This window comes from Vibrio tarriae, assembly GCF_002216685.1.
In the GTDB taxonomy this organism is placed as follows: Bacteria; Pseudomonadota; Gammaproteobacteria; order Enterobacterales; family Vibrionaceae; genus Vibrio; species Vibrio tarriae.
On sequence record NZ_CP022353.1, the window covers coordinates 649,884 to 668,605 of the forward strand.

Below are 18,722 nucleotides of genomic sequence, written 5' to 3' on the forward strand. Positions count from 1 at the left end.
GAGCCTCCTGCGGCTCTCGTTGTTTTTAAGGCTTTGTTTTTTCAGGCGAGATGCCTTAACTGAGATTGCCATAAAATTGACGTAGGGAATGGACTGAAAATTGCATCAGCGCGATATATGTTTTCTACTTGAAGCTGCAGAAGTGTTGGCTACGCTCGTTCACGCATACATAGAGTTTGTCTATGCTATGGAGATGAACTCACATGCTGCCTACCTGCAACGCCAAGTCGTTTGGGTATAGCATCGCAAAGGCACAACCTTGATGTTCCGATTAACCCTTCAGTGACAGCCAGAAATTTATGAAATTTACACTGCCATTTGCGGACAAATTGCCTTCAATTCCACAACGCAGCATACCTGCGATCGGTGCTCCGGTCATGGTATTGGCCGCATTGGCGATGGTTGTCCTCCCAATGCCAGCCTTTCTGCTCGACTTGTTTTTCACTTTCAACATCGCTCTTTCGTTAGTGGTGCTGCTGGTTACTGTGTATACCCGCAGGCCATTAGATTTTGCGGCGTTTCCAACGGTACTGCTGATCGCGACTTTGCTGCGTTTGGCACTGAACGTTGCGTCAACGCGAGTCGTTTTGCTGTACGGTCATGAAGGTCCAGGTGCGGCGGGTAACGTTATCGAAGCGTTTGGTAACGTGGTGATTGGTGGGAACTACGCAGTCGGTTTGGTGGTGTTTCTTATCCTGATGATCATCAACTTTATGGTGGTGACCAAAGGTGCGGGACGGATTTCCGAAGTGAGCGCTCGCTTTACCTTGGATGCCTTACCCGGGAAACAGATGGCGATTGATGCTGACTTGAACGCGGGATTGATTGATCAAGAACAAGCGCGTGTGCGCCGCTTTGAAGTGACCAAAGAAGCGGACTTCTACGGCTCGATGGATGGTGCGTCAAAATTTGTGAAGGGTGATGCGATCGCCGGTATTTTGATTCTTTTTATCAACATCATCGGCGGTCTGAGTATCGGGATGATCCAGTACGATTTGGGCTTCAAAGAAGCGATCGAAATCTACACCCTACTAACTATTGGTGATGGCTTAGTGGCCCAAATTCCATCACTGCTCTTATCGATTGGCGCTGCGATTATGGTTACGCGTCAAAATACCGATGAAGACATGGGGCAGCAGGTTATCTTCCAACTGTTTGATAACCCGAAAGCCCTCACCATTACCGCAGGTATCCTGTTCGTTATGGGGATTGTCCCCGGGATGCCACATTTTGCATTCCTGTTTTTGGCGCTACTGGCCAGTGGTGCGGCGTATTGGCTGCACCGTAAACAGAAAACCAAGGCCGAGAATAAAAATCTGCCCGCCAAGAGCGATGTGGAAACCCCGACCCAACGTGAACTGTCATGGGATGATGTACAGCCGGTTGATGTGATTGGGTTGGAAGTGGGTTATCGCTTGATCCCCCTAGTGGATAAAGATCAAGGTGGCGAGCTGCTTGAACGTGTTAAAGGGGTGCGTAAAAAGCTGTCACAGGACTTTGGTTTCCTTATTCCACCGGTACATATTCGTGACAACCTAGAATTAACGCCAAATAGTTACCGCATCACCTTGATGGGCGTAGCGGTGGGTGAAGCAGAAATTCGGCCAGATCAAGAGTTGGCGATTAACCCGGGACAAGTGTACGGCATGATTGACGGTGAGCGTACTCGCGACCCGGCCTTTGGTCTGGATGCGGTATGGATACGGGAAGATCAGCGTGAGCATGCGCAAGCTTTGGGCTATACCGTAGTCGATTCTTCCACTGTGCTCGCCACTCATCTTAGTCAACTGTTGACCAACAATGCCGCACAGCTGATTGGCCATGAAGAAGTTCAGAATCTACTGGAAATGCTCTCGCGCTCCGCGCCCAAACTGGTGGAAAACTTTGTACCAGATCAGCTTTCGCTGGGTGCCGTGGTTAAAGTTCTACAGAACTTACTGCATGAAGCGATCCCGATCCGCGATATTCGCACCATAGTGCAAACCCTTTCGGAATACGCGAGTAAGAGTCAAGAACCCGACATTTTAACTGCGGCGGTGCGCATCTCACTCAAACGACTGATTGTCCAAGAAATCAATGGGGTAGAGCCTGAATTGCCTGTAATTACCTTAATTCCGGAGCTGGAACAAATTTTGCATCAAACTATGCAAGCTTCGGGTGGTGAATCAGCAGGTATTGAGCCGGGACTGGCAGAAAGACTGCAAATGGCTCTAAGTCACGCCACTCAAGAGCAAGAGTTGAAAGGGGAACCCGCAGTATTGCTGACATCTGGTGTATTGCGTTCAACACTGGCGAAGTTTGTGAAAAACACCATTCCCAACCTTCGTGTGCTCTCCTATCAGGAGATCCCCGATGAGAAACAAATTCGAATTGTGCAGGCCGTGGGTAATTAATCGTCCGCACGTTTTTTAAAGACGGAAATCTGCTTTGAAAATAAAACGATTTTTTGCCAAAGATATGAAAACTGCGCTGCTTCAGGTCAAAGAAGAGCTGGGCGTAGATGCAGTGATCATGTCGAATAAAAAAGTCGCGGGTGGGGTCGAAATTGTGGCAGCTGTCGATGGCGAAACCGCGCCAGCACCAGCCAAACGTTACAACTCGCAGCCTAGACATGGTTATAACCAAGTCTCGCCCTCGGTCGCTCCGACCAAGAGCAGAGAATTGGTGGATGATCGTGTCAGTTTGCAATCGAGTGCCGACACTGGCCGCTCCATGACTCAACGCTTTGCCAATATGCTCAAGCAATACAGCTCGGCAGATGAGCAAGGGCACCGTGCGGAAAACGAAGATTCACTCTCTGCGCTGCTCAAGCGCCAGTCAGAAAATCGTACACCGCAGCGTAAGCAGAGCAGCGGTGCAGAGCATCAACGCCCTGACTCTGCGCTCGGTAAGTTGCTGCAAGACGATGCCGATACACGCCGTAAGCCTAGGCTCGACCCGACTCGTTATGATCGAAAAGTGCCTGAAGAACCCACAGTTGCCGTCAGCGAATTAGAAACGATGCGTGAAGAGATGACATCAATTCGCCGTTTGCTTGAGCATCAAGTTTCTGGATTAATGTGGCAAGAAGTCGAGCGGCGAGAGCCGCTGCGTGCCATGTTGATCAAACGTTTAGAGCGCATGGGCGTCTCTTTGGAAATGGCTGACCAATTGGCCTGCTATATTCCAGAGGAAACGCCTCCCCCTAAAGCATGGAAAGCACTGTTAGGTTTAGTCTCCGACCAAATTCCAGTCATCAAACACGACATTCTAAAACGCGGCGGCGTGGTCGCATTGCTTGGGCCTACTGGCGTAGGGAAAACCACAACTGTGGCTAAACTGGCCGCCCGTGCTGCGATGGAATACGGCTCTGACAACGTTGCCTTGGTGACGACAGACACTTACCGTATCGGCGCGCACGAACAATTATCGATTTATGGCCGAATTATGGGATGTCCTGTAAGAGTTGCTAAAGATTCCAACGAGTTAGCCGATGTAATCTATCAGCTACGTAATCGTCGCCTGATTTTGGTCGATACAGCAGGGATGGGGCAGCGAGATGTTCGATTGTCAGAACAGTTGGATACCTTGATGCAAGAGAGCGGAGAAACTATTCACAGCTATCTTGTTTTGCCTGCCACTGCGCAGCGCAAAGTATTGCAAGAAACCATTGAGCATTTCAGAAGGATACCGCTTTCTGGATGCATTATGACCAAGCTAGACGAATGCTTAAGTTTAGGCGAATTCGTCAGTGTAGTTGTACAAAATGCGTTGCCGGTCGCTTATATCGCTAACGGGCAGCGAGTGCCCGAAGATATCGTAATCGCGCAACCCAAATACATGGTCGCAAAGGCAAACGAATTGCTAGAGAAGTCGACTGAAGATGAACCTCATTACTGGACCAGTGATTCAGAGAGATTCTAGGCGGCGGACAGGTATGACAAACAAAATGATATATGACCAAGCAAGCGGCCTACGTCGCTTAACCCAACCTTCAGTAACCAAAGTAATTTCGGTAACAGGGGGCAAAGGTGGTGTAGGAAAATCGAATGTCACCTTAGGCATGGCAATCTGCATGGCCAAACAGGGCAAAAAAGTCATGGTGCTCGATGCCGACTTAGGCCTTGCAAACGTTGACGTAATGCTCGGCATTCGCCCTAAACGTAACCTAGGCCATGTTTTAGCAGGAGAGTGCGAACTTAAAGATGCGATTGTGGAAGGCCCACATGGCATTCGCATCATCCCAGCTACGTCAGGAACGCAATCCATGACCGAGCTATCACATGCACAGCATGTGGGACTGATTCGTGCATTTGGCACGTTAGAAGATGAGATGGATATTTTGCTCATCGACACTGCGGCAGGCATCTCAGATATGGTGGTGAGCTTCTCACGCGCCGCGCAAGATGTGGTGGTTGTGGTGTGTGATGAACCAACGTCAATCACCGATGCGTATGCCCTGATCAAGCTCCTGAGCAAAGAACATCAAGTTCAACGATTTAAAATTGTTGCTAATATGGTGAGAAGTTATCGTGAAGGCCGTGAATTATTTGCTAAATTAACATTAGTGACAGAACGGTTTTTAAATGTGAGCTTAGAACTTGTCGCCTGCATCCCACTCGACGACAATGTGCGCCAAGCGGTGAAGCGACAAAAAATCGTGGTGGATGCGTATCCACGTTCGCCAGCCGCACTGGCGATTAGCTCACTGGCAAATAAAGCGTTGACTTGGCCGATACCGCGAACACCTAGTGGACATTTAGAGTTTTTCGTTGAACGCTTACTTAATCGGTCAGAAACAGTAGGGGAACCTTTCGGTGAATAAAGCGCTTACATACGATCAATACGGAAATCTTAATAGCCAGCAGCTATTTCTTAAGAAGTACTCTGTATTGGTTAAGCGTATCGCTCATCATTTGATTGGCCGTCTCCCGCCCAGTGTTCTGATTGAAGACCTTATTCAAGCTGGCATGGTTGGTTTGCTTGAGGCACAAAAAAATTATGATGGAAGTAAAGGCGCGAGCTTTGAAACCTATGCCGGAATTCGGATTCGTGGGGCTATGCTCGATGATATCCGACGTGGTGACTGGGTTCCGCGATCTGTGCACAAACATAATCGGGAAATCAGTCAAGCGATTGCAGTGCTCGAAGGAGAACTCAATCGCGATCCAACGGATGCTGAAGTGGCAAAGTTTTTAAACATGTCACTAGAACAGTATCACACAGTGCTGATGGACATTAACTGTTCACGCATTGTTGGGATAGAGGATCTCGGTGTTTCTGATGACGCGATTTCCCCGTTTGAAGAGGGGGAAGATAACTCGCCTTTTCACGGTGTCGCTGAAGAATCTTTCCGTAAAGCACTCGTTGAATCAATAAAATCGCTCCCGGAGCGTGAAGCTTTGGTACTTTCGCTCTATTATGATGAAGAGCTAAACTTAAAAGAAATTGGTGAGGTACTTGGAGTTAGTGAATCTCGCGTTAGCCAAATACTCAGCCAATCTATGCAGCGACTAAGAACAAAGTTAAGTTCTTGGACTCGGAATGACTAAATATCACTGATCTCAAACTCAGTGGAGGCAATTTTGAATAAAAACATGAAGATCCTTATTGTTGATGACTTTTCAACAATGCGCCGAATCGTTAAAAACCTACTTCGAGATCTGGGGTTCAATAATACGCAGGAAGCGGACGATGGCCTAACGGCATTGCCTATGCTCAAGAAAGGTGATTTTGACTTTGTAGTGACAGACTGGAACATGCCCGGCATGCAGGGTATTGATCTGCTTAAAAATATCCGTGCCGACGAAGAGCTGAAGCACCTTCCTGTATTGATGATCACGGCAGAAGCCAAACGTGAGCAAATCATTGAAGCCGCTCAAGCTGGCGTGAATGGTTACATCGTAAAACCATTTACCGCTGCTACGCTTAAAGAAAAATTAGATAAAATTTTTGAGCGTTTATAAGGCTTTTGCTGCGGCAAAAGGTGCTCTATTCACACGCGCAAAAGGCTGATTCAGGATGATTTCATTAGAACAGGCTAAAGAACTCGTGCAACTTTTGGAACAGGGACAGCAAGACGAAGCCAATCGTTTCTTCACCTATGTTTACGAGTCTGCCAACAACCCTATGTTTAAAGAGATAGGGATGCTGACGCGAGATTTACACGAAGCACTGAAAAATTTTCAGATTGATGAACGCTTCAGTGAAATCGCGACAGATGAAATTCCAGACGCACGAGAAAGACTGCATTACGTTATACAGAAAACGGAAGTCGCAGCGAATAAAACGATGGATGCAGTGGATCGGTGTATGCCGATAGCCGACAAACTACATGAAAGCTTGCTGCTGATTCGGCCTGACTGGAATGGCTTGATGAATGGTCGGATTGAACTGATGCATTTCAAGGCTCTTTGTCACCGGATTGATGATTTGCTTACGCAAGTAGAAGGTGACAGCAGTGAATTACGTGGTGAATTGACCGAGATTCTGATGGCACAAGACTTTCAGGACTTAACAGGACAAATCATCAAACGCGTGATTAATCTGGTCAATGAGGTTGAAAAACGTCTAGTTGAAATACTGACGGTTTTTGGCGCAGCGCAAAAAGAACAAAAAGCAGATAAGGCGATAGTGGCATCAATAGAACCGGAGGGACCTATTCTCAACCCTCATGAACGAATTGATGCTGTCTCATCTCAAGACGAAGTTGACGATCTGTTATCAAGTCTTGGATTTTAGGGGTAACGTATGAGCTACGAATTAGACGAAGACATCCTGCAGGACTTTCTGGTAGAAGCCGGCGAAATATTGGAGTTGCTTTCCGAGCAGCTCGTTGAACTGGAAAACAATCCAGAAGACCGAGATCTGCTGAACGCCATATTCCGTGGTTTTCATACCGTAAAAGGCGGTGCTGGATTCTTGGCTTTATCCGAGCTGGTTGAAACCTGTCACGGTGCGGAAAACGTGTTCGACATTTTACGTAATGGTCAACGACATGTTTCCCCTAGCTTGATGGATACCATGCTTAAAGCTTTAGATACGGTTAACGAACAATTTCGTGCGGTGCAAGATCGTGAACCATTGCAACCTGCCGACCCCGAATTACTCGATGAACTGCATCGTCTAAGCAAACCCGCCTCAGAAAATGAGGATGACACGGCAGAAGCGCATTTTGATGAGCCAGAAGAAGAACTGGTTGAAGAGATCATCGAAGACGTTGTTGAAGAAGTGGCATCGGAAATTGAGGCTGATGTTGCAGCTACAGCTACAGCATCAAATAGTGTGATCGATAAAGGCTCGATCGACGATATCAACGAAGATGAATTCGAAAAGTTGCTTGATGAACTGCATGGCAAAGGCAAAGCGCCGGGCGCTCAGTCTCAACAGGCACAAGCTCCTGCACCAGCAAAAGCCGTTCCGTTAACAAGTGCCGACCTTAGCGGTGACATCACTGATGATGAGTTTGAAAAGCTACTTGATCAATTGCATGGTAAAGGTAAAGGCCCATCGATTGAATCTGCCGCTCCAGCAGCACCGGTAACACCGCCGGCACCTAAAGCGACTGAGACGCCGAAACCTACGGCTGCAAAATCAGCGCCCGGTGGCGATGATTTAATGACGGATGAAGAGTTCGAAAAACTGCTCGATGAGCTTCACGGTACGGGTAAAGGTCCGTCTGTAGAAGAACTAGAAATGGCGACTCGTCCAGTGACTCCTAGTCCAGCAATCAGTGAGCCAAAAGCGTCAGTCGAGGCGAGTGCTCCTGCAGCTAAACCAGCAGCTCCCGCTAAACCAGCGGCGAAGCCTGCTGTGGCTAAAGAGGTACCAGCAAAAGCTCCGGCTCCTACTGCAATGAAAGATTCTGATGAATCTCGCGAAGTGGCAGCAGTTGGAGGCGCAAAGAAAGCGCAAGCTGAATCAACCGTTCGGGTAGATACTTCAACGCTTGATGTCATCATGAACATGGTCGGTGAGTTAGTGCTGGTGCGTAACCGACTTTTGAGCCTTGGTCTAAATAGCAACGATGAAGAGATGTCTAAAGCGGTGGCTAACTTAGATGTGGTGACCGCCGATCTGCAAGGCGCAGTAATGAAAACGCGCATGCAACCGATCAAAAAAGTGTTCGGACGTTTCCCGCGCGTGGTTCGCGATTTGGCTCGTAGCCTGAACAAAGAAATTGATCTTGAGTTGCGGGGTGAAGAGACAGATCTCGATAAAAACCTTGTTGAAGCGCTGGCCGACCCTTTGATCCACTTGGTTCGAAACTCGGTTGACCATGGTATCGAAATGCCAGATGAGCGCGCAAAAAATGGCAAATCTCGTACGGGTAAAGTGATTCTTTCTGCCTCGCAGGAAGGGGATCACATCGAGCTCGCGATTGTCGATGATGGTGCGGGTATGAATCCGGATAAACTGCGCTCGATTGCGGTTAAGCGTGGCATGATGGATGAAGACGCCGCTTCACGTCTATCGGATAAAGAGTGTTTCAACCTGATCTTTATGCCGGGATTCTCTAGTAAAGAGAAAATTTCTGACATATCAGGTCGTGGTGTAGGGATGGACGTAGTAAAGACTGCCATCAATACTCTCAATGGTTCGATCGATATTGACTCCACGATTGGCAAAGGGACAAAAATCACCATCAAAGTGCCTTTGACTCTGGCGATTCTTCCTACCTTGATGGTTGGGGTGGCGGGTCACCCATTCGCTTTGCCGTTGGCAAGTGTGAATGAGATTTTCCATCTGGATCTCCGCCGTACCAACGTGGTTGATGGTCAACTGACTATCATAGTGCGCGAAAAATCGATTCCATTGTTCTACTTACAAAACTGGTTAGCACCGAAGAAAGGCAAAGTGCAACTTCGTCAAGGTCATGGCCATGTGGTGATTGTACAAATCGGTAGCCAGCGCGTTGGCCTTGTTGTGGATACCTTAATTGGCCAAGAAGAAGTGGTCATTAAGCCGCTTGATAAATTGCTGCAGGGCACTCCAGGTATGTCTGGTGCGACCATCACTAGTGATGGACATATTGCTCTGATTTTGGATGTGCCGGATCTGCTCAAGCAGTATGCAGCTGCGTCTCGAATCTGATTCGCTGCTCAACGATAAGGATAAACATGGCGATTAAAGTATTAGTTGTTGATGATTCGAGTTTTTTCCGTCGTCGCGTGAGTGAAATCATCAACTCCGAATCGCGCTTAGAAGTCATTGATGTTGCTGTAAATGGGAAAGAGGCCGTTGAAAAGGCTGCTCGACTTAAGCCAGATGTGATTACCATGGATATTGAAATGCCCGTCATGGACGGCATTTCAGCCGTACGTGAGATCATGGCTAACAATCCCGTGCCAATTTTGATGTTCTCTTCACTGACCCATGATGGCGCAAAAGCTACACTGGATGCACTGGATGCTGGCGCATTAGACTTTCTGCCGAAGAAGTTTGAAGATATCGCGCGCAATCGAGATGAAGCGGTCACACTGCTCCAACAGCGTGTGCTCTCTATTGCGTCGAAAAAGATCTTTTTACGTCGCCCTACTGTCACACGTCCCACGTCCACATCATCGATAGCTGCGAGTTCATCACTAAACCAAGAACGAGCAACGCCCACCACACCAATAGGAAATCGTTCAACTGCATCGGTTTCAGCGGCGACTCGTTTTAAAGCTTCAGGTAAAAAATATCAGCTAACTGCGATAGGTACCTCGACAGGAGGGCCGGTAGCGCTACAGAAAATATTAACTAAGCTCCCTGCTAACTACCCGCATCCCATAGTGTTAATTCAACATATGCCAGCGACGTTTACCGCTGCTTTTGCTAGCCGTCTCAATTCGCTATGTAAAATTGAAGTCAAAGAAGCAGAAGATGGGGATATGCTGCGCCCAGGTGTTGCCTATTTGGCGCCGGGTGGTAAGCAGATGATGCTGGATGGGCGGCCTGGGGCTGCTCGTCTGCGCATTATCGACGGTGGCGATCGCATGAACTATAAACCGTGTGTGGACGTAACCTTTGGTTCTGCGGCAAAAATCTTTGGTGACAAAGTGTTGTCCATGGTTTTGACCGGAATGGGCGCGGATGGACGTGAAGGTGCGCGGATGCTGAAACAAGCAGGAGCCACCATTTGGGCACAAGATGAAGAAAGTTGCGTAGTGTACGGCATGCCACAAGCCGTAGCCAAAGCGGGGATATCAACTGAAGATCTGCCGCTGGATAGAATCGCTGAGCGCATGTTGGTAGAAGTCGGGCTCGCCTAAGGAACCTCAATGATCGTTTGGAGTGTAGCAAACCAAAAAGGTGGGGTAGGAAAAACCACCACAACGATTACATTGGCAGGCTTATTAAGCCAGCAGGGTAAGCGTGTCCTGCTGGTTGATACCGACCCGCACGCCTCGCTGACTACCTACTTGGGGTACGATTCTGATGATGTGCCAGCCAGTTTATTCGATCTATTTCAGTTACGTGAATATAACGAAGCTTCCGTTAAGCCTTTGATTTTGAAAACCGATATTCAAGGTATTGATCTTCTTCCTGCTCATATGTCACTTGCGACACTGGATCGCGTGATGGGGAATCGCAGTGGGATGGGGCTGATTTTAAAGCGTGCACTGCTCGCGCTGCGTCATGTTTATGATTATGTACTAATTGATTGCCCACCTATTTTGGGCGTGATGATGGTTAACGCGCTGGCGGCCAGCGATCGTATTCTTATCCCAGTGCAAACCGAATTTCTGGCGATGAAAGGCTTGGAACGTATGGTGCGCACTTTGGCAATTATGCAGAAATCGCGCAGCCGTGAGTTTAAAGTGACTATCGTACCCACCATGTACGATAAGAGAACGCGCGCTTCGTTGCAGACCTTGAATCAACTGAAGAAGGACTATCCTGATAAAGTTTGGACGTCTGCAGTGCCGATTGATACCAAATTTCGCGATGCCAGCTTACAGCGTCTGCCCGCTTCGCATTTTGCAGAGGGAAGTCGTGGAGTGTTCGCCTATAAGCAGCTTCTGCTTTTCTTAGAGAGGCTAGCTATCGATGAGTAGTGCGTTGATATCCAGCGAACAAGCGCTAAACGATTATTTTACGGCGTTATTGGATGAAGAAGCGGTCGAGTTCGAACCTGCGCCAACCAAGCCAGATCCTGTATGGGAGCTGGCTCCTGCTGTTCAGTCTGTTCCGAATAAAAGCTATTTTGATACAGAGGTTGAAGAGCTCGAACTGCCTAATCTTGAAGATGTTCAGCGCTTGCTGAGCCAGTTGGAATCGAGCAATCCAGTGGCCGATTTGGACCTTGAGCATATTCTCGAAGAGAACACGGCTAAGATCGCCAAAATTGACCCCGTTGTTCAGCCCTGCAGCGTTGTTGAAGAGATCCAAGAGTGGGAAATCGAAACCAGCTATGTTGAGCCGGACATCGAGACGACAGAGAGTGTTATTGAAGACGATCTCGAACCAGAGTATGTGGACGCTGAGTCAGAGAGTGAAATTGCGATAGAAACCAGCGTTGAGGAACCCGTCGCTGAGACGCAGGCTACTCCAGAAACGCAAGCTGGGCGCAATAAACTGGGCACTTGGACTAACACGATCCGTGAAAAAGACTTCCAAGTCCTCTATTTTGATGTCAACGGTGTGACTTTCGCAGTACCACTCGATGAGCTAGGTGGAATTCACCGAATGACGACACTTAACCACTTAATTGGTCGTCCGGCTTGGTATTTAGGTTTACAGACCAATCGAGATTCACAACTCGATGTGGTTGATACAGCAAAATGGGTAATGGCTGAGAAGCTACACGATGAGAGTTACAAGCAAGCGTATCAGTACATTGTGATGTTGGATGAAAGTGCATGGGGGCTCGCCAGCACTCAGCTCATGGGTACTGAGTTACTTAGTACAGAAAAAGTGCGATGGCGCGAACAAGTCGGTAAACGACCTTGGCTCGCGGGCATGGTGAAAGAAAAAATGTGCGCTTTGATCCATGTTCAAGCATTGATAGCTATGCTTAATGCAGGGCTTGATGTAAAAGCGCTAGAAAATTAAAACATTGGGTGTCGGAAACGACTCAGAGAGGGAAAGGTATGTCTCAGGCGAATGAAGTGAAAGTCAGAAAAGAAAAGTCGAACGATGAAGTACTTCAATGGGTGACGTTCCAATTGGAAGAAGAAACGTACGGCATTAATGTAATGCAGGTACGTGAAGTACTGCGCTACACCGAAATTGCTCCTGTACCGGGAGCACCTGACTATGTATTAGGTATTATCAACCTGCGTGGTAACGTCGTGACGGTTATCGACACTCGTTCACGTTTTGGTTTGATGCAAGGCGAAATTACTGACAATACACGCATCATTGTGATTGAGTCAGAACGTCAAGTCATCGGTATTTTGGTGGATAGCGTGGCCGAAGTGGTTTATCTACGCTCATCAGAAATTGATTCAACCCCAAGTGTGGGAACAGATGAAAGTTCGAAGTTTATCCAAGGCGTGAGTAACCGCGATGGTAAGCTGCTGATTCTGGTGGATCTGAACAAGTTCCTAACCGATGAAGAATGGGACGACATGGCTCATCTGTAATGGTTGATTTGACTTGGTTAACCCCTCCTGTGATCGCAGGAGGGTCGGTTTTTGTTGTTTTGTGCATTTTGTTGGTATTGTGGCGTCTTAAGCGCGGCCAGCATCGTCAAAGTGAAACCTTGCGCCAACAAATACGCAATCTGGATCGAGAGCTGCAGAAATCGAACAAACAACTGCTTGAAGTGCGTTCTGTGATGGTGGGGCTCGGACAAAAAGTCAGCGAGCAACAAGATATCATTCGTCACCTTAATGAACGACTGCTTGAGCTAGAAAATACGGATGCCGATGCGCGTCTGTATACTCGTGCCAGTAAGATGGTGCAGTTAGGTGCCGATTTGAATGAACTGATCCAAGAGTGTGAGCTACCCAAAGCAGAAGCGGAATTGATGATGTCTTTGCAAAATAAACTTGCAGGTAAAGAATCTATTCCGCCGCTGGAAAGCCATCCTGAAGCTCGAACAAAAAAAGCCAAATCATAGTATTTTCCTATTTACTTGAAGCCTACCTGCAGCTTCAAGCAGTAAGCGTATAAGTCGTTTAGATATGGCTCATTACTTAAGTAGTTTTTGAAGGAAGCGTTGGCTTCCTTTTTTTATTCTTCTCCGACAGAAATGGATGAGCTATCGACATGGAGAGTGAACGCGTTTGATATTGTGATATCACGCATATTTCCGATCATTGATGGATCATATATGTAACCACAAAGGGTTAGATGCGAACAAAAGTCGCGAATTTTTAATAGATTCTTACTTAGTTTCGTGATTGGTAATAGAGTTCGCGTCTTTAGTCTCCTCCTCGCTGTGTTAATATAACCGTCCCAACGCTCTTAGTAGATAAGCATGTTAGAAGTTAAAAATCTCACCGCCATACGTGATGAACGGATTTTATTCGAATCGCTCTCTTTTGAGATCCATGCTGGCGAACTCGTTCAAATTGAAGGTCGCAATGGCACTGGTAAAACGACCTTGTTACGCATCATTGCGGGTCTTGGCGAGTGTGAATCTGGGGAAATCCTCTGGCAACAGAGTAAAATTCAAAGTGATCGTGAAAGTTACCACCAAGATCTGCTGTTTTTAGGTCATCAAACTGGGATTAAGCGAGAGCTCACCGCATTAGAAAATTTACGCTTTTATCTTGCGGTTCATCAACAAGTGGTGGATGAGCCCGCTATTTTTCAAGCGCTGACCAAAGTTGGATTGGCAGGGCGCGAAGATGTGCCAGTAGCACAATTGTCTGCAGGGCAACAACGACGGGTTGCTTTGGCGAGATTGTGGCTGAGTCAAAAGCCGTTGTGGATTTTGGATGAACCGCTCACCGCCATAGATAAACAAGGGGTGAGCGTGCTTGAGGCGCTCTTTTTAAGCCATGCACAGCAAGGGGGCATAGTGATACTGACCACACACCAAGACATGTTTGCCGATAACCCTAAACTGCGCAAAATTCGCTTGGGTGATCTGAAATGATGTCTGCTTTTGTTCAGTTTATTCATCGTGAACTCTTGATTGCCTTTCGCCGTCAAGCGGATGTGTTTAACCCGCTGTGGTTTTTTATCATCGTTATTACCCTGTTTCCGCTCAGTGTGGGACCAGAACCTGCCTTGTTGGCGCGAATTGCGCCTGGCATTGTTTGGGTGGCTGCCTTATTAGCGGCATTACTCTCATTAGAGCGTTTGTTTCGTGATGATTTTCAAGATGGCGCATTAGAGCAAGCCATGCTGACACCTATACCGCTCTCAATGGTGGTACTGGCTAAAGTGACTGCTCATTGGCTGCTCACTGGGTTGCCACTGATTTTAATCAGTCCGCTGCTGGCAATCTTACTCTCGTTTGATAGCTTAACCTGGCTTGCGGTAGTACTGACTTTGTTGCTTGGGACACCAACATTAAGTTTTATTGGGGCAATTGGGGTCGCGCTAACCGTGGGATTGCAAAAAGGCGGAGTACTTTTGAGCTTACTAGTATTGCCGCTCTACATCCCAGTTTTGATATTTGCGACATCAGCTATTGATGCCGCCGCCTTGGGAATGCCGTATAACGGCCAGCTCGCGATTTTAGCGGCTATGCTCATGGGTTCGATGACTTTAACGCCATTTGCGATAAGCGCGGCGTTACGAGTAAGTGTGCATTGATTGTTTTCGATCAAGCACGGAAATGCTGCGTTAGATAAATTATAACAACTTAGTTAAAACTCAATAAATTGAAAGCAAAGTGAGATAAACATGTGGAAATGGCTTCATCCCTATGCCAAACCCGATGCCGCTTACCAACTGTGTGGTAAGTTGCTGCCTTGGTTTGCCAGTTTAGGATTCCTATTTCTGGCAATAGGAACTGTACTCGGTTTGGCTTATGCACCTGCGGATTACCAACAAGGTGACAGTTTTCGAATCATCTATATTCATGTACCGGCCGCGATATGGTCCATGGGTATCTACATGTCGATGGCTATCGCCGCATTTATCGGGATAGTCTGGCAACTGCGTATTTCAGATATGGCTGCGTTAGCCATGGCTCCTATTGGGGCGGTATATACCTTTATTGCCCTTATCACTGGTGCTATTTGGGGCAAGCCGATGTGGGGAGCATGGTGGGTGTGGGATGCACGTCTCACCTCTGAACTTGTTCTGCTGTTCCTCTATCTGGGTGTGATTGCGCTTTACCATGCGTTTGATGATCAAAAAACTGCTGCCAAAGCAGCTGGTATCTTAGCCATCGTCGGAGTGATCAACCTTCCTATCATTCACTTCTCCGTGGAGTGGTGGAACACTTTGCACCAAGGCGCCACTATCACTAAGTTCGCCAAACCATCGATCGCACCGGAGATGTTATGGCCACTTCTCGCTTGTATCTTCGGTTTTGCGTTCTTTTTTGCCGCATTGACCATGATCCGCTTACGCAATGAAATTTTGAGCCGTGAAAGTCATCGCCCTTGGGTGAGTAAGCTTGCCAACCAAACAGTGCGAGGAAATCGGTAATGCATTTTGACTCTTTCAGTGATTTTTTAGCAATGGGCGGTTATGCCGCTTATGTTTGGGGCGCTTTCGGTTTGACTTACCTTTCGATGGCGATTCTTTGGATAGTCAGCGTTCGACGCAAAAACAAGTTACTTAATCAAGTGCGCGATAAATTGGCACGTCAGTCTCGTATTGATGCTGCAAAACATATGGAGGACACACTATGAACCCAAGACGTAAAAAGCGGCTCGGTGTTGTTTTGGCCATCCTATTTGGCCTCAGTGCGACCATTGGTCTTATCATTTATGCCCTGAATCAAAATATGGATCTCTTCTATACCCCGACAGAGCTCGTGTATGGCAAAGAGGGGAAAAAGCCGGAAATCGGTCAGCGGCTACGTATCGGTGGAATGGTGGTGGAAGGCTCAGTGAAACGTGATCCTAACTCACTGAAAGTCAGTTTCAATCTGCACGATGTGGGGCCAAGCATCACGGTTACGTATGACGGCATTTTGCCCGATCTATTCCGAGAAGGTCAGGGTATCGTGGCACAAGGCGTGTTAGTGGAACCGACTAAAATTGAAGCGTTTGAAGTGCTGGCAAAGCATGATGAAAACTATATGCCACCAGAAATTGCAGAAGCGATGCAGAAAAACCACGCTCCACTGCAATATTCGCAAGATCAGAAACAAGGAAGCGCCCAATGATTGCTGAAATTGGCCACTTCGCGCTGATCGTGTCGCTCGGTTTAGCGATATTGCTCAGTGTGTTGCCATTGGTTGGGGCGTCACGCAACAACACACTATTGATGAACACGGCTCGCCCTTTGTCATGGGGCATGTTCTTTTTGCTGTCGATTTCGTTTGTGGTTTTGCTGTGGGCGTTCTATGTCAATGATTTTACTGTGCAATATGTGGCGAGTAACTCCAACAGTGAACTGCCTTGGTACTATCGCCTCACCGCTGTGTGGGGCGCGCATGAAGGTTCATTACTGCTTTGGGTACTTATCCAAGCGGCTTGGACTGTGGCTGTCGCGAGTTTTAGCCGCGGTATGCCACAAGAATCGGTAGCGCGTGTGCTTGCGGTGATGGGGATGATTACGGTCGGCTTCCTACTATTTATCATTGTCACATCTAACCCATTTTTACGAACGCTACCTTACTTCCCGATTGATGGTCGTGATTTAAATCCACTGTTACAAGATCCCGGGTTAATCATTCACCCGCCTATGTTGTACATGGGGTATGTGGGATTCTCAGTTGCCTTCTCGTTTGCGATTGCTTCTTTGATGACAGGCCGTCTCGACACGGCATGGGCACGTTGGTCACGACCCTGGACAACGGCCGCTTGGCTCTTTTTGACGCTGGGTATCGTACTGGGTTCATGGTGGGCTTACTACGAACTTGGCTGGGGCGGTTGGTGGTTCTGGGATCCAGTGGAAAACGCCTCTTTCATGCCTTGGCTTGCCGGTACTGCGCTGATGCACTCATTAGCGGTGACTGAAAAACGCGGCACGTTCAAAGCGTGGACAGTACTGCTGGCAATTTCTGCATTCTCGTTGAGCCTATTGGGCACCTTCTTAGTGCGCTCAGGCATCTTGGTTTCGGTGCACGCTTTCGCCTCCGATCCGGCGCGCGGTATGTTCATTCTCGGCTTCTTGATTGCGGTGATTGGTGGCTCACTACTGCTATTTGCGATCAAAGGCGCTTCAGTACGAGTGCGTGGTAATTTTGAGCTGGTATCTCGTGAAAACAGCTTGTTGGTAAACAACGTGCTGCTGATGACCGCACTCGCGGTGGTACTGATTGGTACCTTGTTGCCTTTGGTGCACAAACAACTGGGCCTCGGCTCCGTCTCTATCGGTGCGCCTTTCTTTAACATGTTGTTTGCCTGGTTGATGATTCCTTTTGCATTTTTTATGGGAATTGGTCCACTGATCCGCTGGAAGCGCGATCAAATCGCCACACTCTTTAAACCTATGCTCATCACAGCGTTTGCATCGTTAGTGTTGGCAGCGTTGATGATGTGGCTGAATGCTCCGACGTTTAGCCCAATGGCTTATCTTGGTTGGGTCATGGCGTGGTGGATCTTACTGTTACACGCTTATGAACTGCACACGCGAGCGACTCATCGTCACAGCTTCATGGTTGGGGTGAAGAAACTACAACGTAGCCACTGGGCGATGATGCTTGGTCACGTCGGTTTAGCGGTGAGCATCATCGGTATTGCTATGGTGCAAAACTACAGCATTGAACGTGATGTGCGTTTGGCTCCGGGAGATAACTTCCAACTCAATGAGTACCACTTTTACTTCCAAGGTGTGCGTGATAAAGATGGCCCGAATTACGATGGCTACATTGCTGATTTTGAAATCACTAGCCAAGGCCAATATGTCAATACACTGCATGCTGAGAAGCGCTTCTATCGCACCGCAAAGTCAATGATGACCGAAGCGGCGATCGACCGTGGCATTACGCGTGATCTTTACATTGCGCTGGGTGAGCGTTTGGATGATAACCGCTCTTGGGCAGTGCGTATTTATTACAAACCTTATGTGCGCTGGATTTGGGCAGGCGGCTTGCTGATGGCCATTGGTGGTGCCTTAGCCATCAGTGACAAGCGTTACCGCTTTAGAAAAAACGCACATCAGGAGGCTTAAGTGAATAAGAAGATTTTATTTATCCCGCTGGTGGTATTTTTGCTGTTGGCTGGTGTGTTTGCTACCCAGTTAATGAAAAACTCCGCAGGGGATGACCCAACGAAGTTGGAATCGGTTTTGGTGGGAAAAACGGTTCCTGAGTTTCGCCTCGAAGATTTGGCCGAACCTGGTAAGTTATACGATCAGTCGATTTTCAAAAGCGAACCTTTACTACTCAATGTGTGGGCAACTTGGTGTCCAACTTGTTATGCCGAGCATCAATACCTCAATGAGTTGGCCAAACAAGGGGTAAAAATCATCGGTCTTAATTATAAAGATCAGCGAGATAAAGCGACTCAATGGTTAAATGATTTAGGCAATCCTTACCTGATCAGCTTGTTTGATGGCAATGGTATGTTGGGGCTGGATCTTGGAGTGTACGGCGCCCCAGAAACCTTCTTAATCGATGCCAATGGCGTGATCCGCTATCGTCATGTTGGCGATGTTAATTCGCGCAACTGGCAAGAAACACTCGCGCCACTGTATGAAAAAATGCTGGCGGAGGCGAAACAATGAAAAAGTGGTTG

The 18,722-nt window shown here is 47.8% G+C and carries 19 protein-coding genes; all 19 read left to right on the top strand.

Going from position 1 to position 18,722, the window contains the following annotated elements:
- Positions 1-299: 299 nt before the first annotated feature.
- The 19 genes from flhA (at position 300) to CEQ48_RS08700 (ending at position 18,711) form a co-directional block, all read left to right on the top strand.
- Positions 300-2,393: a flagellar biosynthesis protein FlhA gene (gene flhA, locus CEQ48_RS08610; protein WP_089070943.1), complete on the top strand. Its 2,094-nt coding sequence runs from the start codon at positions 300-302 to the stop codon at positions 2,391-2,393.
- Positions 2,394-2,427: 34 nt separating this feature from the next.
- Positions 2,428-3,903 (top strand): flagellar biosynthesis GTPase FlhF, encoded by a 1,476-nt coding sequence (gene flhF / locus CEQ48_RS08615; RefSeq protein ID WP_089070944.1) that lies wholly within the window; start codon positions 2,428-2,430, stop codon positions 3,901-3,903.
- Between the two features lie 13 nt (positions 3,904-3,916).
- Complete coding sequence (locus CEQ48_RS08620) at positions 3,917-4,804, top strand: MinD/ParA family protein (RefSeq protein WP_000182546.1); 888 nt, start codon at positions 3,917-3,919, stop codon at positions 4,802-4,804.
- Positions 4,797-5,531 (top strand): RNA polymerase sigma factor FliA, encoded by a 735-nt coding sequence (locus tag CEQ48_RS08625; protein ID WP_089070945.1) that lies wholly within the window; start codon positions 4,797-4,799, stop codon positions 5,529-5,531. The genes CEQ48_RS08620 and CEQ48_RS08625 overlap by 8 nt, the downstream gene beginning before the upstream one ends.
- 45 nt (positions 5,532-5,576) lie before the next feature.
- The gene (gene cheY, locus CEQ48_RS08630; protein ID WP_000697869.1) at positions 5,577-5,945 is read left to right on the top strand and encodes a chemotaxis response regulator CheY; all 369 of its coding nucleotides are present in this window, start codon (positions 5,577-5,579) and stop codon (positions 5,943-5,945) included.
- Between the two features lie 55 nt (positions 5,946-6,000).
- Positions 6,001-6,720 (top strand): protein phosphatase CheZ, encoded by a 720-nt coding sequence (locus CEQ48_RS08635; protein ID WP_089070946.1) that lies wholly within the window; start codon positions 6,001-6,003, stop codon positions 6,718-6,720.
- Positions 6,721-6,729: 9 nt separating this feature from the next.
- A complete protein-coding gene (locus CEQ48_RS08640; protein ID WP_089070947.1) occupies positions 6,730-9,072 on the top strand; it encodes a chemotaxis protein CheA in 2,343 nt (780 codons plus the stop codon).
- Between the two features lie 26 nt (positions 9,073-9,098).
- Positions 9,099-10,232: a protein-glutamate methylesterase/protein-glutamine glutaminase gene (locus CEQ48_RS08645; RefSeq protein ID WP_089070948.1), complete on the top strand. Its 1,134-nt coding sequence runs from the start codon at positions 9,099-9,101 to the stop codon at positions 10,230-10,232.
- A 9-nt stretch (positions 10,233-10,241) separates the two neighbouring features.
- Positions 10,242-11,018 carry a ParA family protein gene (locus CEQ48_RS08650; protein ID WP_089070949.1) on the top strand — a complete coding sequence of 259 codons (777 nt, stop codon included), beginning with the start codon at positions 10,242-10,244 and terminating at the stop codon, positions 11,016-11,018.
- Positions 11,011-12,015 carry a chemotaxis protein CheW gene (locus tag CEQ48_RS08655; protein WP_089070950.1) on the top strand — a complete coding sequence of 335 codons (1,005 nt, stop codon included), beginning with the start codon at positions 11,011-11,013 and terminating at the stop codon, positions 12,013-12,015. The genes CEQ48_RS08650 and CEQ48_RS08655 overlap by 8 nt, the downstream gene beginning before the upstream one ends.
- Before the next feature lie 38 nt (positions 12,016-12,053).
- The gene (locus CEQ48_RS08660) at positions 12,054-12,548 is read left to right on the top strand and encodes a chemotaxis protein CheW (protein ID WP_000075894.1); all 495 of its coding nucleotides are present in this window, start codon (positions 12,054-12,056) and stop codon (positions 12,546-12,548) included.
- Complete coding sequence (gene flrD / locus CEQ48_RS08665) at positions 12,524-13,027, top strand: flagellar transcriptional regulator FlrD (RefSeq protein WP_089070951.1); 504 nt, start codon at positions 12,524-12,526, stop codon at positions 13,025-13,027. The genes CEQ48_RS08660 and flrD overlap by 25 nt, the downstream gene beginning before the upstream one ends.
- Positions 13,028-13,387: 360 nt before the next feature.
- Positions 13,388-14,011 carry a cytochrome c biogenesis heme-transporting ATPase CcmA gene (gene ccmA, locus CEQ48_RS08670; RefSeq protein WP_089070952.1) on the top strand — a complete coding sequence of 208 codons (624 nt, stop codon included), beginning with the start codon at positions 13,388-13,390 and terminating at the stop codon, positions 14,009-14,011.
- Positions 14,008-14,676: a heme exporter protein CcmB gene (gene ccmB / locus CEQ48_RS08675; protein WP_089070953.1), complete on the top strand. Its 669-nt coding sequence runs from the start codon at positions 14,008-14,010 to the stop codon at positions 14,674-14,676. Before ccmA ends, ccmB begins: the two co-directional genes overlap by 4 nt.
- Positions 14,677-14,766: 90 nt before the next feature.
- Positions 14,767-15,519, top strand: a complete 753-nt coding sequence (locus tag CEQ48_RS08680) for a heme ABC transporter permease (protein WP_089070954.1) — start codon at positions 14,767-14,769, stop codon at positions 15,517-15,519.
- Entirely contained in the window at positions 15,519-15,725 is a 207-nt protein-coding gene (gene ccmD, locus CEQ48_RS08685; protein ID WP_089070955.1) for a heme exporter protein CcmD, read from the top strand. Before CEQ48_RS08680 ends, ccmD begins: the two co-directional genes overlap by 1 nt.
- Positions 15,722-16,204 carry a cytochrome c maturation protein CcmE gene (gene ccmE / locus CEQ48_RS08690; protein ID WP_089070956.1) on the top strand — a complete coding sequence of 161 codons (483 nt, stop codon included), beginning with the start codon at positions 15,722-15,724 and terminating at the stop codon, positions 16,202-16,204. Before ccmD ends, ccmE begins: the two co-directional genes overlap by 4 nt.
- Positions 16,201-18,156: a heme lyase CcmF/NrfE family subunit gene (locus CEQ48_RS08695; RefSeq protein ID WP_089070957.1), complete on the top strand. Its 1,956-nt coding sequence runs from the start codon at positions 16,201-16,203 to the stop codon at positions 18,154-18,156. The genes ccmE and CEQ48_RS08695 overlap by 4 nt, the downstream gene beginning before the upstream one ends.
- The gene (locus tag CEQ48_RS08700) at positions 18,157-18,711 is read left to right on the top strand and encodes a DsbE family thiol:disulfide interchange protein (RefSeq protein WP_089070958.1); all 555 of its coding nucleotides are present in this window, start codon (positions 18,157-18,159) and stop codon (positions 18,709-18,711) included.
- Positions 18,712-18,722 lie beyond the last annotated feature (11 nt).